The sequence below is a fragment of the Shigella sp. FC1544 genome, from assembly GCF_001722145.1.
In the GTDB taxonomy this organism is placed as follows: domain Bacteria; phylum Pseudomonadota; class Gammaproteobacteria; order Enterobacterales; family Enterobacteriaceae; genus Escherichia; species Escherichia coli.
On the sequence record NZ_MECT01000277.1, the window covers coordinates 1 to 14,581 of the forward strand.

Below are 14,581 nucleotides of genomic sequence, written 5' to 3' on the forward strand. Positions count from 1 at the left end.
GCTTCAGCGAGGCAGCTCACGCCATAACGGACTATATCGTTGGATATTACAGCGCACTAAGACCGCACGAATATAACGGTGGGTTACCCCCAAACGAATAGGAAAATCGATACTGGAAAAACTCTAACTCGGTGGCCAGTTTTTGTTGACCACTTCAAACTGGCAATACGCCTGTTCCTGCTCTGCGGGTAAGGCAGTTAAACTTGTCTATATGGTCAGCCCCGTACTTACCACCACTGGACATCAGACAGGATATTACAAACTCAATGACAGCCTGGATATTAAAACCACATTACAGGCAAACGACATTCCAGGACTCACAACCGACCAGGTTGTCTCTGTTAACACCCGATTCACACAGATAAAAAGCAGCACCGTATATTCTGCTGCAACCCAAACGGGTGTTTGCCAGGGTGACACGTCTCGTTATGGACCCGTTAATATTGGTGCAAATACCACCTTTACCCTGTATGTCACCAAGCCATTTCTCGGCTCGATGACCATTCCGAAAACGGATATTGCCGTCATTAAAGGCGCGTGGGTCGATGGAATGGGAAGCCCGTCTACAGGTGACTTCCATGATTTAGTCAAGTTATCGATTCAGGGAAATTTCACCGCCCCACAGTCGTGCAAAATTAATCAGGGCGATGTTATTAAGGTTAATTTTGGATTCATCAATGGTCAGAAGTTTACCACCCGCAATGCCATGCCAGACGGTTTTACTCCAGTAGACTTTGATATCACTTATGACTGTGGTGATACTTCAAAGATTAAAAACTCGTTGCAAATGCGCATCGACGGTACAACTGGGGTAGTAGACCAGTACAACCTGGTCGCCAGGCGAAGAAGTTCAGACAATGTGCCCGATGTCGGTATTCGTATTGAAAATCTCGGCGGCGGAGTTGCAAATATTCCTTTTCAGAACGGTATCCTTCCCGTTGATCCTTCCGGGCATGGCACCGTCAATATGCGCGCCTGGCCAGTTAATCTGGTCGGTGGTGAGCTGGAAACAGGAAAATTTCAGGGCACAGCCACCATTACCGTCATGGTGCGGTAAAAGAAGACGTTGCGTTTTGATTAACGCAACGCTTCGGCACTGTTACCCCTGCTGCTCCAGCGCATACTTATACAGCGCATTTTTCTTCACGCCATGAATTTCTGCGACCAGCGCCGCCGCTTTTTTCAGCGGCAGTTCTGCCTGTAGCAGCGCCAGCGTGCGCAGGGCATCGGCGGGTAAGTCTTCTTCCTGTGCTTTATGACCTTCGACAATCAGCACCATTTCGCCTTTGCGACGGTTTTCATCTTCCTTTACCCACGCCAGCAGTTCGCCAACGGGCGCGCCGTGAATGGTTTCCCAGGTTTTGGTCAGCTCACGCGCCAGAACCACGTAGCGGGATTCGCCTAATACCGCAACGATATCTTCCAGGCTATCTAACAGACGGTGGGTGGATTCATAAAAAATCAGCGTGCGCGGCTCCGCTTCAATGGCTTTTAGCGCATCACGGCGGCCTTTTGATTTGGCAGGTAAAAAGCCTTCGTAACAGAAACGGTCAGAGGGTAAACCCGCGGCGCTTAACGCAGTGATAGCAGCACACGGCCCGGGTAGCGGCACCACGCGAATCCCCGCTTCACGGCAGGTACGCACCAGATGGTAGCCAGGATCGTTAATTAGCGGCGTTCCGGCATCGGAAACCAGCGCAATGTTTTGCCCCTCTTGCAGCTTCGCCAGCAGCGTTTCGGCTTTTTGTTGTTCGTTATGGTCGTGCAGCGCAAACAACCGGGCATTAATCCCAAAATGTTGCAGCAATAAACCGGTGTGACGAGTATCCTCGGCGGCAATCAGATCAACGGCCTGTAATACCTCTAACGCACGCTGGGTGATATCCGCCAGATTGCCGATTGGTGTCGGTACAATGTAAAGCTGGCCCTGAGAATTATCCGCCGATTGGTGTTGTTTCATTGTGTCGTCCGTATTGCCGATTTAATATTGAGCATTGCGTAAAAAAATATCACTGGATACATTATGGTACCCTCAACATTTTCTCGTTTGAAAGCCGCGCGTTGTCTGCCTGTTGTTCTGGCAGCCCTGATTTTCGCCGGTTGTGGCACCCATACTCCCGCTCAGTCCACTGCTTATATGCAGGGCACGGCGCAGGCTGATTCTGCCTTTTATCTTCAGCAGATGCAGCAAAGCTCTGATGATACCAGGATCAACTGGCAATTACTCGCCATTCGTGCACTGGTGAAAGAAGGTAAAACCGGGCAGGCGGTTGAGTTGTTTAACCAACTACCGCAAGAACTGAACGATTCTCAGCGTCGCGAGAAAACACTGCTGGCGGTAGAGATTAAACTGGCGCAGAAAGATTTTGCTGGCGCGCAAAACTTGCTGGCGAAAATCACACCTGCCGATTTAGAACAAAACCAGCAAGCGCGTTACTGGCAGGCAAAAATCGATGCCAGCCAGGGGCGTCCTTCCATTGATTTACTGCGCGCGTTAATTGCTCAGGAACCGCTGCTCGGCGCGAAAGAAAAAAAGCAGAATATTGATGCCACCTGGCAGGCGCTCTCCTCCATGACTCAGGAACAGGCGAATACGCTGGTGATCAACGCCGACGAAAATATTCTGCAAGGCTGGCTGGATCTGCAGCGCGTCTGGTTTGATAACCGTAACGATCCCGATATGATGAAAGCCGGGATCGCCGACTGGCAGAAACGTTATCCGAACAATCCGGGCGCGAAAATGCTGCCAACGCAGTTGGTTAACGTAAAAGCGTTTAAACCAGCCTCGACCAACAAAATCGCCCTGCTGTTGCCGCTGAATGGCCAGGCAGCGGTATTTGGTCGCACTATTCAGCAAGGCTTTGAAGCGGCGAAAAATATCGGCACTCAGCCAGTGGCGGCTCAGGTAGCTGCCGCACCTGCCGCAGACGTAGCAGAACAACCTCAGCCGCAAACTGCGGATGGCGTTGCCAGCCCGGCACAAGCCTCGGTTAGCGATCTGACCGGTGATCAGCCTGCGGCCCAGCCGGTGCCTGTAAGCGCCCCGGCGACAAGCACCGCAGCGGTAAGCGCACCCGCAAATCCATCCGCAGAGCTGAAAATCTACGATACCTCATCACAACCACTTAGCCAGATCTTAAGCCATGTTCAGCAGGATGGCGCGAGTATTGTGGTTGGTCCGTTGCTGAAAAATAACGTTGAAGAGTTGCTTAAGAGCAACACCCCGCTGAACGTGCTGGCACTGAACCAGCCGGAGAATATCGAAAACCGCGTCAATATTTGTTACTTCGCGCTTTCACCGGAAGACGAAGCGCGCGATGCAGCGCGTCATATTCGTGACCAGGGTAAACAAGCGCCGCTGGTGCTGATCCCACGCAGTTCATTGGGCGATCGCGTAGCCAATGCGTTTGCGCAGGAGTGGCAGAAACTGGGCGGCGGCACCGTTCTGCAACAAAAATTTGGTTCCACCAGCGAATTACGCGCGGGTGTTAACGGCGGTTCTGGTATCGCTTTAACGGGTACCCCGATTACTCCCAGAGCGACAACCGACTCCGGCATGACGACCAACAATCCAACGCTGCAAACCACGCCAACCGATGACCAGTTCACCAATAATGGCGGTCGTGTCGATGCGGTGTACATTGTGGCAACGCCGGGTGAAATCGCTTTTATCAAACCGATGATCGCCATGCGTAACGGTAGCCAGAGCGGTGCAATGCTGTACGCCAGCTCCCGCAGCGCACAAGGCACCGCAGGCCCGGATTTCCGTCTGGAGATGGAAGGTTTGCAGTACAGCGAAATCCCGATGCTGGCGGGCGGTAATCTGCCGTTAATGCAGCAGGCACTCAGCGCGGTGAATAACGATTATTCACTGGCTCGCATGTATGCGATGGGCGTCGATGCCTGGTCGCTGGCAAATCATTTCTCACAAATGCGCCAGGTTCAGGGTTTTGAAATCAACGGTAATACCGGAAGCCTGACGGCAAACCCGGATTGCGTGATTAACAGGAAGTTATCATGGCTACAGTACCAACAAGGTCAGGTAGTCCCCGCCAGTTAACCACCAAACAGACCGGCGATGCGTGGGAAGTACAAGCGCGTCGCTGGCTGGAAGGCAAAGGACTGCGATTTGTCGCCGCTAACGTGAACGAGCGTGGCGGTGAGATCGATCTGATAATGCGTGAAGGCTGGACCACCGTTTTTGTCGAGGTGCGTTACCGCCGCTCTGCGCTTTATGGCGGCGCGGCAGCCAGTGTGACCCGCAGCAAACAACACAAATTATTACAGACTGCCCGCTTGTGGCTCGCGCGTCATAATGGGAGTTTTGATACTGTGGATTGCCGGTTCGATGTGGTAGCCTTCACCGGGAATGAGGTTGAGTGGATTAAGGATGCCTTTAATGACCACTCATAATTAAGGTTTAAGGATTAGCGTGCAAGAAAGAATTAAAGCTTGCTTCACTGAAAGCATTCAAACTCAAATTGCGGCGGCAGAGGCGCTTCCGGATGCCATCTCCCGTGCAGCCATGACGCTGGTTCAGTCTCTGCTCAATGGCAACAAAATCCTCTGTTGTGGTAATGGAACTTCCGCTGCCAATGCACAGCATTTTGCTGCCAGCATGATCAACCGTTTCGAAACGGAGCGGCCCAGCTTACCTGCCATTGCACTAAATACTGATAATGTTGTCTTAACGGCGATTGCCAACGATCGCTTACATGATGAAGTGTATGCAAAACAGGTGCGGGCGCTGGGTCATGCGGGAGATGTATTGTTAGCCATTTCCACCCGTGGCAACAGCCGCGATATTGTTAAAGCAGTTGAAGCCGCCGTTACGCGTGATATGACCATTGTGGCATTGACCGGCTATGACGGCGGCGAACTTGCAGGTTTGTTAGGGCCACAGGATGTGGAGATCCGCATTCCTTCGCATCGTAGTGCTCGCATTCAGGAAATGCATATGCTGACGGTAAATTGCCTGTGCGATCTGATCGATAACACGCTTTTCCCTCACCAGGATGATTAAGGAGAATACATGAAGGCATTATCGCCAATCGCAGTCCTTATTTCCGCGCTGCTGTTGCAAGGTTGTGTTGCCGCTGCCGTAGTGGGTACCGCTGCTGTGGGTACCAAAGCCGCAACTGACCCACGCAGTGTCGGCACCCAGGTGGACGATGGTACCCTGGAAGTGCGCGTGAACAGCGCATTGTCGAAAGACGAACAGATTAAGAAAGAAACCCGTATTAATGTCACGGCGTATCAGGGCAAAGTGCTGCTGGTTGGGCAGTCACCAAATGCTGAACTTTCGGCTCGCGCCAAACATATTGCTATGGGCGTAGACGGTGCCAACGAAGTGTATAACGAGATTCGTCAGGGCCAGCCGATTGGTCTGGGCGAAGCATCTAACGATACGTGGATCACCACCAAAGTGCGTTCGCAGCTCTTAACCAGCGACCTGGTGAAATCGTCCAAAGTGAAAGTGACCACCGAAAACGGTGAAGTGTTCCTGATGGGGCTGGTGACTGAACGTGAAGCGAAAGCGGCGGCAGATATTGCCAGCCGGGTGAGCGGCGTAAAGCGGGTAACCACAGCGTTTACGTTTATTAAATAGCAGCCCCTTGTAATGCCTGATGCGACGCTTGCCGCGTCTTATCAGGCCTACAACGATGCAAACCGTAGGTCGGATAAGGCGTTTACGCCGCATCCGACATGTTTTCCCTCAAATCAGAACAACAGCGCCAGCCCGCCGACAATCACACCAGACACTGCCACCATCGCCCCTGTCAGCCATAAGGCTTTCGCCGGGAACGCTTTGCGCAGCATAATCAGTGACGGCAAACTCACTGCCGGGAGCGTCATCAACAATGCCAGCGCCGGAGCGGTTCCCATACCTGCCAGCATCATCGTTTGTACAATCGGAATTTCTGCTGCCGTGGGAATGACAAACAAGCATCCTGCTACCGCCATCGCCACCACCCACATCAGGCTGTTATCGACAGCACCATCGGCATGGGGGAATAACCAGACGCGTGCGGCACCCAACACCAGTACTGCAAGGATGTAAACCGGGATCGTACTCCAGAAAAGTGTCCATAGCGCCCTGCCCCAGCGGCTAAAAAAACCGCACTGTGCTTCCGGTATGTCAATTTCGACCGGTGCCTGCGTTTGCGGTGTTTCACGCACCCATTTTTGCACCAGCGTCGCAATCAGCAACACCATCACCAGCCCGGCCACCAGACGAATCGCCGCAAAACCCCAGCCGAGGACAAACCCCATAAACACCTGCGTCGCCGGGTTTAACACCGGATTGCCCATCCAGAATGCCAGCGCACCGCCCATCGATACCTGTTGGCGACGCATCCCCGCCGCGACCGGAGCCGCACAGCAGGTACACATCATGCCCGGCAGCGAAAACAGCGTTCCCAGCAGCGTGCCGCGAAAGCGCGATTGCCCAAGCGTACGCAACAACCAGTCACGCGGGATCAGCACCTGAATCAACGAACCGAGGATCACCCCCAGCACCGCCGCTTTCCATACTGCGAGGAAATAGATCATCGCGTAATCCAACGCCGCTTGCCACGGATTAGCATCCGCCTGCGCAAGGATAGATTTACCGATACTGTGGGTTTCGGCTGCAGTAAACGCTTTGCCGTAGTAATGTTGCCATTTCACATACCAGAGACCGGCAATGACAACGAGAAAGAAAAGCGCGGGTTTCCACCACTGAATGGGCGTTGCCGCCTGAGATGAAGACTGACCAGTCATAGCATTCCCTAGGAATAAGTTATGATAATTGAGCGCGTGAATATTACGCTCACTATCAATTCTTGGGAATAATTATTCAGCTCTTTTGCGTAATTCTGAAGAGCTTAAAATCGTCACGCCTTCATGCTCAGGCCGCATCGCCTCTGCCAGCATGACCCGCGCCACGTCTCTCGCATCAATGGATTTCCAGTTACCTGGTAACAAACGGAACAGCGGCGCAAAAAGCGTTTCGTTCATCCGCTGTTTGCTACGATCGCCCAGTAACATCGACGGGCGAGCAATGGTCAATTTCGGCCAGTTCTGGGCAATTAATGCTTCTTCCATCTCCCCTTTGACGCGGTTATAGAAAAACGGCGAGTGGGCATTGGCCCCCATAGCACTGACCACCAGAATATGCTGCGCGCCCAGCCGCCGCCCGGTTAATGCGGTATCTACTACCAGCGTGTAATCGGCATGAATAAACGCCTCTTTGCTCCCCGCTTCTCGCCGCGTGGTGCCGAGACAACAAAACACAATGTCGATGGGTTCGGTGACCTGCGCCAACGCGTCACTCAGTTGCGGATCATGGGGATTCAACACCCCGGGCATATCGCCCAACGGACGTCGCGTCGGCGCAGCAATGGCGTTAACTTTCGGTTCATTAATCAACATCCGCAGCAGGTGACCGCCCACCAGCCCCGTTGCGCCTGTAATCAGTACCTGACTCATCTTCGCTCCTTTACAGAATTGTCTGCCTTGCGCTCCACGGCTCATGCACCAGGCTTAATAGACCATGAGGTAATTATCCCCGATTGTGGGAAATTCGCCTCATCCAATGCAACAACGCGGAGGAAGCATGAGTAAGAAAATTGCCGTTTTAATCAGTGATGAATTTGAGGATTCAGAATTTACTTCACCCGCAGACGAGTTCCGTAAAGCCGGACACGAAGTAATTACCATTGAAAAGCAAGCGGGTAAAACGGTGAAAGGCAAAAAAGGAGAAGCCAGCGTGACCATCGATAAATCCATCGATGAAGTGACGCCAGCGGAGTTTGATGCCCTGCTGCTACCGGGCGGCCATTCACCGGATTATCTGCGTGGGGACAACCGTTTTGTCACCTTTACCCGTGATTTTGTGAATAGCGGCAAACCTGTTTTCGCCATCTGTCACGGTCCGCAGCTGCTGATCAGCGCCGATGTGATTCGGGGGCGCAAACTGACCGCAGTTAAACCGATCATTATTGATGTTAAAAATGCGGGCGCGGAATTTTACGATCAGGAAGTCGTGGTTGATAAAGATCAGCTGGTTACCAGCCGGACACCGGACGATCTGCCAGCGTTTAACCGCGAGGCGTTACGCCTGCTCGGTGCCTGAGTCGCGTAGCCAAATCATTTTTTTACCAAAGCCCAGCGTGTTGTCGGTGAATTTGATTTCATCGAGCCGGATTTCCCACACCGGGGCCGACAGCATTCTGGCAACCGGAAAGCGACGATTGTACGCCTTGCGCGCGAGGTCGCTTTCCTCACCTTCCAGCCTGCGGATCTCACCTTTAAACTGCACACCGCGAATTAACGCTACCGTTTTCGGCTGACCGTTTACCGTTCCGGCAACCGCAGCCTGCGGCCCACTCATCTGCGCGTGGCGCGTTTTTTCTTCCGTCAAAATGTAGAAGGCGACTTTCTGCGCATCAAACAGATAAAAAGCATTAGCGCACCACAGTTCCCCTTCCTGCTGCACACACCAGGTGACAACATGTTGTTTTGCCAACCAACGGCTGATGGTGATGAGTGTTTCCATTGCTGTTCTCTTTTATACTGTGGGCCTGACCTTAACATGCGACGCAGACGATGACACCCTGGTTTCTTTACTTGATCCGTACCGCCGACAATAAGCTTTATACCGGGATCACCACGGATGTCGAACGCCGCTATCAGCAGCACCAAAGCGGCAAAGGGGCGAAAGCACTGCGCGGGAAAGGAGAACTGACGCTGGCGTTTTCTGCGCCAGTGGGCGACCGTTCGCTGGCACTACGGGCGGAATATCGCGTTAAGCAACTGACCAAACGGCAAAAAGAGCGTCTGGTAGCGGAAGGCGCAGGGTTTGCAGAACTGTTGAGCAGCCTGCAAACCCCGGAGATTAAAAGCGATTGAAATGCTCGTGATACTCAACCAGACCGGTTACGCCATTCAGCGCGTCATCCGCTAAACGATGTACCTGGAAGGCGCTTTCAGTGCCCGGCCAGCGGCAACGCAGATCGTGATGCGCCGCCAGTTCAAAGCCGAAACGACTGTACAGCGCCGGATCGCCCAGCGTCACCACTGCGGCATAGCCGAACTCATTAAGCGAATCGAGTCCTTCATAGACCAGTTGGCGTGCCAGCCCCTGTCCACGGTATTTTTCATCAACCGCCAACGGTGCCATGCCGACCCATTGCAGGTCTTCGCCCTGCACATCAACCGGACTAAATGCCACATAGCCAATGACCTGACCTTCGTCATCTGTCGCCACCAGCCCCAGCGTCAGAAAGCCATCTTCACGCAGATCGTGAACCAGCTTCGCTTCCGCATCACTTTCGAATGAGCGACGCAGCAGGGCATCAATACCCGGCGCATCAATGGGAATTTCTACTCGAATTAGCATGGTTCACCTACCGATGTCTGTTTGGTTTCAGGCGCGGTTTTCATTCCCGCCTCAACAAAATCCGCCAGTTGCAGCAGCATCATGCGTAAGGCTTTCGGCATTTGCTCCAGTTCAATGGCGTCCATCAGGTTTTTCACATACAGCCCCAGCTCCGTATCGCCTTCAATCACCAGCCGACGCTGGAAGAAGAGCGTATCTGGATCTTGTTTACGCGCCGCAATCATCAGCAGATCGCTGGCGTCGGCACTAAAACTCACATCAGCTTGCGCGTTCTGGCTGACCACCAGTTTGCCATTCACCACCGAGGTAAACCATTGCAGGTCAATATCACGCACATGAATACTTAACCAGCGGCCTTCAAGAAACTCCAGCTCGCCATCATCCAGCGCCTGACGGAATTGCCAGCTTAAGACCTGCTCAAGAACCTGGCGTTTTAGCGCAAATGGCGTCAGTTTTACCGGTACACTCAACAGAGATGGCCCCAAATGCACAATACGGGAACACAGTTTATCCAACACGAGTTTTACTCCCTGTTTCAACAATCATCCTATTTTGCCATATCAGAAAAATAACATAGCGGTATAAATCAACAATTCCATATGAAATTGCTGCTACCACCAATACAACTTTAACTGCCTTAAATCAAAAATTGTCGCAGCAAGGTTAACTAAAATCCCAGTTCGTTAACATTTTTGCGTTTTGATAGCGCAACCTTCAGGAAAAATTATGGAGCTGCTCTGCCCTGCCGGAAATCTCCCGGCGCTTAAGGCGGCCATCGAAAACGGCGCAGATGCTGTTTATATCGGGCTAAAAGATGATACCAATGCCCGTCACTTCGCCGGCCTTAACTTTACCGAGAAAAAATTGCAGGAAGCGGTGAGTTTTGTCCATCAACATCGCCGCAAACTTCACATCGCGATTAACACTTTTGCGCATCCGGACGGTTACGCCCGTTGGCAGCGCGCCGTGGATATGGCGGCGCAGCTGGGTGCCGACGCGCTGATCCTCGCCGACCTCGCCATGCTGGAATACGCCGCCGAGCGTTATCCGAATATTGAGCGCCACGTATCGGTGCAGGCTTCGGCGACCAATGAAGAGGCGATTAACTTTTATCATCGCCATTTTGACGTTGCCCGCGTGGTGCTGCCGCGCGTGTTGTCGATTCATCAGGTGAAACAGCTGGCACGGGTCACACCTGTACCACTGGAAGTGTTTGCTTTCGGCAGCCTGTGCATTATGTCGGAAGGCCGTTGCTATCTGTCGTCGTATCTGACGGGTGAGTCGCCTAACACCGTGGGCGCGTGTTCTCCGGCCCGTTTCGTGCGCTGGCAACAAACGCCGCAGGGGCTGGAATCCCGCCTGAACGAAGTGCTGATCGACCGTTATCAGGACGGCGAAAACGCAGGTTATCCGACGCTGTGTAAAGGGCGTTATCTGGTGGACGGCGAGCGCTATCACGCGCTGGAAGAACCAACCAGTCTCAATACCCTGGAACTGCTGCCGGAGTTAATGGCGGCGAATATTGCTTCGGTGAAAATTGAAGGCCGCCAGCGTAGCCCGGCGTATGTCAGCCAGGTGGCGAAAGTCTGGCGTCAGGCTATCGACCGTTGTAAGGCCGATCCGCAAAGCGCGTGGATGGAGACGCTCGGGTCGATGTCCGAAGGCACGCAGACCACCCTTGGCGCGTATCACCGTAAATGGCAGTGAGAAGAGCAATGAAATATTCCTTAGGGCCAGTGCTGTGGTACTGGCCAAAAGAGACGCTGGAAGATTTTTATCAGCAGGCCGCCACCAGCAGCGCCGACGTGATTTATCTTGGTGAAGCGGTATGCAGCAAGTGCCGGGCAACCAAAGTTGGCGACTGGCTGGAGATGGCAAAATCGCTCGCCGGAAGTGGCAAGCAGATTGTGCTCTCCACGCTGGCGCTGGTGCAGGCATCCTCTGAACTGGGCGAACTGAAACGCTATGTTGAGAACGGTGAGTTTCTGATTGAAGCCAGCGATCTCGGCGTGGTGAATATGTGCGCTGAACGCAAACTGCCGTTCGTCGCCGGGCACGCGCTGAACTGCTACAACGCGGTGACGCTGAAAATATTGCTCAAACAGGGCATGATGCGCTGGTGTATGCCGGTGGAGCTTTCCCGCGACTGGCTGGTGAATCTGCTTAATCAGTGCGATGAGCTGGGCATTCGCAACCAGTTTGAAGTGGAAGTCCTGAGCTACGGTCATCTACCGCTGGCCTACTCCGCTCGCTGCTTTACCGCGCGTTCGGAAGACCGCCCGAAAGATGAGTGTGAAACCTGCTGCATTAAGTATCCGAACGGGCGCAACGTGCTGTCGCAGGAAAACCAACAAGTGTTTGTACTCAATGGCATTCAGACCATGAGCGGCTACGTTTACAACCTCGGTAACGAGCTGACATCCATGCAGGGATTGGTTGATGTGGTCCGCCTGTCACCGCAGGGTACTGACACTTTCGCGATGCTCGACGCCTTCCGCGCTAATGAAAATGGCGCTGCGCCACTATTGTTGACGGCAAACAGCGACTGTAACGGCTACTGGCGGCGGCTGGCAGGACTGGAGCTGCAAGCCTAAGTAAATATGCTCGTCATACTTCAAGTTGCATGTGCTGCATCTGCATTCGTTCACCCCAGTCACTTACTTATGTAAGCTCCTGGGGATTCACTCTCTTGTCGCCTTCCTGCAACTCGAATTATTTAGAGCACAGCTCACTTTGTTAACAACTTTAACTACTCTTTAATGCAGTATTAAAGATTAATCGGTAACAAGGTGAGCTGTTATGACTGATAAAACCATTGCGTTTTCGCTACTCGATCTGGCCCCCATTCCCGAAGGTTCTTCAGCGCGAGAAGCATTCTCCCACTCTCTCGATCTCGCCCGTCTGGCTGAAAAGCGCGGCTATCATCGCTACTGGCTGGCAGAACACCACAATATGACTGGCATTGCCAGTGCTGCCACGTCGGTATTGATTGGCTATCTGGCGGCGAATACCACCACGCTGCATCTGGGGTCTGGCGGCGTGATGTTGCCTAACCACTCACCGTTGGTCATTGCCGAACAGTTCGGCACGCTCAATACACTCTATCCGGGGCGAATCGATTTGGGGCTGGGTCGTGCGCCAGGTAGTGACCAACGGACAATGATGGCGCTGCGTCGCCATATGAGCGGCGATATTGATAATTTCCCCCGCGATGTCGCGGAGCTGGTGGACTGGTTTGACGCCCGCGATCCCAATCCGCATGTGCGCCCGGTACCAGGCTATGGCGAGAAAATCCCCGTGTGGTTGTTAGGCTCCAGTCTTTACAGCGCGCAACTGGCGGCGCAGCTTGGTCTGCCGTTCGCGTTTGCCTCACACTTCGCGCCGGATATGTTGTTCCAGGCGCTGCATCTTTATCGCAGCAACTTCAAACCGTCGGCACGACTGGAAAAACCATACGCGATGGTGTGCATCAATATTATCGCCGCCGACAGCAACCGCGATGCCGAATTCCTGTTTACCTCAATGCAGCAAGCCTTTGTGAAGCTGCGCCGCGGCGAAACCGGGCAACTGCCGCCACCGATTCAAAATATGGATCAGTTCTGGTCGCCGTCCGAACAGTATGGTGTGCAGCAGGCGCTGAGTATGTCGTTGGTAGGTGATAAAGCGAAAGTGCGTCATGGCTTGCAGTCGATCCTGCGCGAAACCGACGCCGATGAGATTATGGTCAACGGGCAGATTTTCGACCACCAGGCGCGGCTGCATTCGTTTGAGCTGGCGATGGATGTTAAGGAAGAGTTGTTGGGATAGTGTGTCTTAACGCGGGAAGCCTTATCCGAGCTGGCAACGCTGTCCTACGTAGACCTGATAAGCGAAGCGCATCAGGCATTGTGTAGGCAGCAGAAATGTCGGATAAGGCACCGCTGATTACTGATACACCGGCAGTAAATTAAAGCTCGATAAAATATGTACCAATGCGTTGCCGACGCCAAACACCAGAATCAGCGTAATCATCGGCTTGCCGCCCCAGACGCGGAATTTCGGGCTGCCAAAGCGTTTACGCGATGCGCGGGCCAGCAGTGCCGGAACAATTGCCGCCCAGATGGTAGCCGCTAAACCAGCATAACCAATGGCGTACAGGAATCCATTCGGGAACAGCAGACCACCCACAACAGGCGGTGCAAAGGTCAACAATGCTGTTTTCAAGCGGCCCATAGCCGAGTCATCGAAACCAAACAGATCTGCCAGATAGTCAAACAAACCCAGCGTTACGCCAAGGAACGAACTCGCTACCGCAAAGTTTGAGAACACGACCAGCAGAAGGTCCAGGCTACGGCTGTTCAGCACGCCGCTTAATGCCTGTACCAGCACATCAATATTACCGCCCTTCTCTGCAATACCGATAAACTCCGGACGCGGGATGTTACCCATCGTCGCCAGCAACCAGATGGTATACAGCGCCAGTGCCATCAGCGTACCGTACACCAGGCATTTCACGATGGTTTTCGGATCTTTGCCGTAATACTTCATCAGGCTTGGCACGTTACCGTGATAACCAAACGACGCCAGGCAGAACGGCAATGTCATCAGCAGATACGGCGCATAAGATGCATTGCTTTCTGCAACGTTGAACAATGTCGCAGGCTGCACATGCCCCAACAGGCTGCCAAAGGTGAGGAAGAAGGTAATGACTTTCGCCCCCAGCACAATCGCCGTCATGCGGCTGACGGCCTTAGTACTCAACCACACCACAAACGCTACCAGCAGTGCAAAACCAAAACCCGCCGCCCGTGCCGGGACGTTTAGCGACATCTCTGCGAAGGTGTGATGCAGAATTGAACCACTGGCAGAAATATAGGCATAGGTCAGGATATAGAGCACAAAGGCAATGGAAATACCGTTGACCACGTTCCAGCCTTTGCCCAGCAAATCTTTGGTGATGGTGTCAAAACTCGAACCGATTCGGTAATTCAGGTTAGCTTCCAGAATCATCAAGCCGGAATGCAGCATACAGAACCAGGTAAAGATCAGCGCCGCCATTGACCAGAAAAACCACGCCCCGGACATGACCACTGGCAGAGAAAACATCCCTGCGCCAATAATGGTGCCGCCGATAATCACCACGCCGCCAAGCAGCGACGGTGACGTTTGGGTGGTGGTTAGTGTTGCCATGAGGGCTTCTCTCCAGTGAAAAATAGTGCG

At 53.2% G+C, this 14,581-nt stretch carries 16 protein-coding genes and 1 pseudogene; 10 read left to right on the forward strand and 7 right to left on the reverse strand.

What is annotated here, in order from left to right:
• Positions 1-145 precede the first annotated feature (145 nt).
• Positions 146-1,057, forward strand: a pseudogene (locus BGK49_RS29455) (fimbrial protein); the annotation flags it as partial.
• Between the two features lie 42 nt (positions 1,058-1,099).
• On the opposite strand, the gene rsmI reads toward BGK49_RS29455, so the two are convergent.
• The gene (gene rsmI / locus BGK49_RS14030) at positions 1,100-1,960 is read right to left on the reverse strand and encodes a 16S rRNA (cytidine(1402)-2'-O)-methyltransferase (protein WP_000809264.1); all 861 of its coding nucleotides are present in this window, start codon (positions 1,958-1,960) and stop codon (positions 1,100-1,102) included.
• Between the two features lie 63 nt (positions 1,961-2,023).
• Here rsmI and lpoA point away from each other — a divergent pair, with 63 nt between their 5' ends.
• From lpoA to dolP, 4 genes are read left to right on the forward strand one after another with little or no spacing between them, the layout of a single operon-like run.
• Positions 2,024-4,060 (forward strand): penicillin-binding protein activator LpoA, encoded by a 2,037-nt coding sequence (gene lpoA, locus BGK49_RS14035; RefSeq protein WP_000249088.1) that lies wholly within the window; start codon positions 2,024-2,026, stop codon positions 4,058-4,060.
• Positions 4,018-4,413, forward strand: coding sequence for a YraN family protein (locus tag BGK49_RS14040; protein WP_000246860.1), 396 nt, complete (start codon positions 4,018-4,020; stop codon positions 4,411-4,413). The genes lpoA and BGK49_RS14040 overlap by 43 nt, the downstream gene beginning before the upstream one ends.
• Before the next feature lie 19 nt (positions 4,414-4,432).
• Positions 4,433-5,023: a DnaA initiator-associating protein DiaA gene (gene diaA, locus BGK49_RS14045; protein WP_001158034.1), complete on the forward strand. Its 591-nt coding sequence runs from the start codon at positions 4,433-4,435 to the stop codon at positions 5,021-5,023.
• Between the two features lie 9 nt (positions 5,024-5,032).
• Positions 5,033-5,608, forward strand: coding sequence for a division/outer membrane stress-associated lipid-binding lipoprotein (dolP, locus tag BGK49_RS14050; RefSeq protein WP_000646041.1), 576 nt, complete (start codon positions 5,033-5,035; stop codon positions 5,606-5,608).
• A gap of 113 nt (positions 5,609-5,721) precedes the next feature.
• On the opposite strand, the gene BGK49_RS14055 is transcribed toward dolP, so the two are convergent.
• Positions 5,722-6,762: a permease gene (locus BGK49_RS14055; protein ID WP_000147586.1), complete on the reverse strand. Its 1,041-nt coding sequence runs from the start codon at positions 6,760-6,762 to the stop codon at positions 5,722-5,724.
• 72 nt (positions 6,763-6,834) lie between these two features.
• Positions 6,835-7,470 carry an NAD(P)H-binding protein gene (locus BGK49_RS14060; protein WP_069375762.1) on the reverse strand — a complete coding sequence of 212 codons (636 nt, stop codon included), beginning with the start codon at positions 7,468-7,470 and terminating at the stop codon, positions 6,835-6,837.
• Positions 7,471-7,597: 127 nt separating this feature from the next.
• Between BGK49_RS14060 and yhbO the strand changes: the two genes are divergently transcribed.
• Positions 7,598-8,116 (forward strand): protein/nucleic acid deglycase, encoded by a 519-nt coding sequence (gene yhbO / locus BGK49_RS14065; RefSeq protein WP_000037593.1) that lies wholly within the window; start codon positions 7,598-7,600, stop codon positions 8,114-8,116.
• Here yhbO and BGK49_RS14070 read toward each other — a convergent pair.
• A complete protein-coding gene (locus BGK49_RS14070) occupies positions 8,096-8,539 on the reverse strand; it encodes a YhbP family protein (protein ID WP_000449040.1) in 444 nt (147 codons plus the stop codon). The genes yhbO and BGK49_RS14070 overlap by 21 nt on opposite strands.
• A gap of 50 nt (positions 8,540-8,589) precedes the next feature.
• Here BGK49_RS14070 and yhbQ point away from each other — a divergent pair, with 50 nt between their 5' ends.
• Positions 8,590-8,892, forward strand: coding sequence for a DNA damage response exodeoxyribonuclease YhbQ (yhbQ, locus tag BGK49_RS14075; RefSeq protein WP_000189314.1), 303 nt, complete (start codon positions 8,590-8,592; stop codon positions 8,890-8,892).
• Here yhbQ and BGK49_RS14080 read toward each other — a convergent pair.
• Both BGK49_RS14080 and ubiT read right to left on the reverse strand, forming a co-directional pair.
• Positions 8,879-9,382, reverse strand: coding sequence for a GNAT family N-acetyltransferase (locus BGK49_RS14080; protein WP_000908554.1), 504 nt, complete (start codon positions 9,380-9,382; stop codon positions 8,879-8,881). The genes yhbQ and BGK49_RS14080 overlap by 14 nt on opposite strands.
• Positions 9,376-9,900, reverse strand: a complete 525-nt coding sequence (gene ubiT, locus BGK49_RS14085) for a ubiquinone anaerobic biosynthesis accessory factor UbiT (protein WP_024259667.1) — start codon at positions 9,898-9,900, stop codon at positions 9,376-9,378. The genes BGK49_RS14080 and ubiT overlap by 7 nt, the downstream gene beginning before the upstream one ends.
• A gap of 208 nt (positions 9,901-10,108) precedes the next feature.
• On the opposite strand from ubiT, the gene ubiU reads away from it, so the two are divergent.
• From ubiU to BGK49_RS14100, 3 genes are all read left to right on the forward strand, one after another.
• On the forward strand, positions 10,109-11,089 hold the full coding sequence (ubiU, locus tag BGK49_RS14090; RefSeq protein ID WP_004986692.1) for a ubiquinone anaerobic biosynthesis protein UbiU: 981 nt from the start codon (positions 10,109-10,111) through the stop codon (positions 11,087-11,089).
• A gap of 8 nt (positions 11,090-11,097) precedes the next feature.
• Complete coding sequence (locus BGK49_RS14095) at positions 11,098-11,976, forward strand: U32 family peptidase (protein ID WP_069375763.1); 879 nt, start codon at positions 11,098-11,100, stop codon at positions 11,974-11,976.
• 205 nt (positions 11,977-12,181) lie between these two features.
• Complete coding sequence (locus BGK49_RS14100; protein ID WP_000130380.1) at positions 12,182-13,189, forward strand: luciferase-like monooxygenase; 1,008 nt, start codon at positions 12,182-12,184, stop codon at positions 13,187-13,189.
• A 117-nt stretch (positions 13,190-13,306) separates the two neighbouring features.
• Here BGK49_RS14100 and mtr read toward each other — a convergent pair whose 3' ends face one another.
• Positions 13,307-14,551 (reverse strand): tryptophan permease, encoded by a 1,245-nt coding sequence (gene mtr, locus BGK49_RS14105; protein ID WP_000224348.1) that lies wholly within the window; start codon positions 14,549-14,551, stop codon positions 13,307-13,309.
• Positions 14,552-14,581 lie beyond the last annotated feature (30 nt).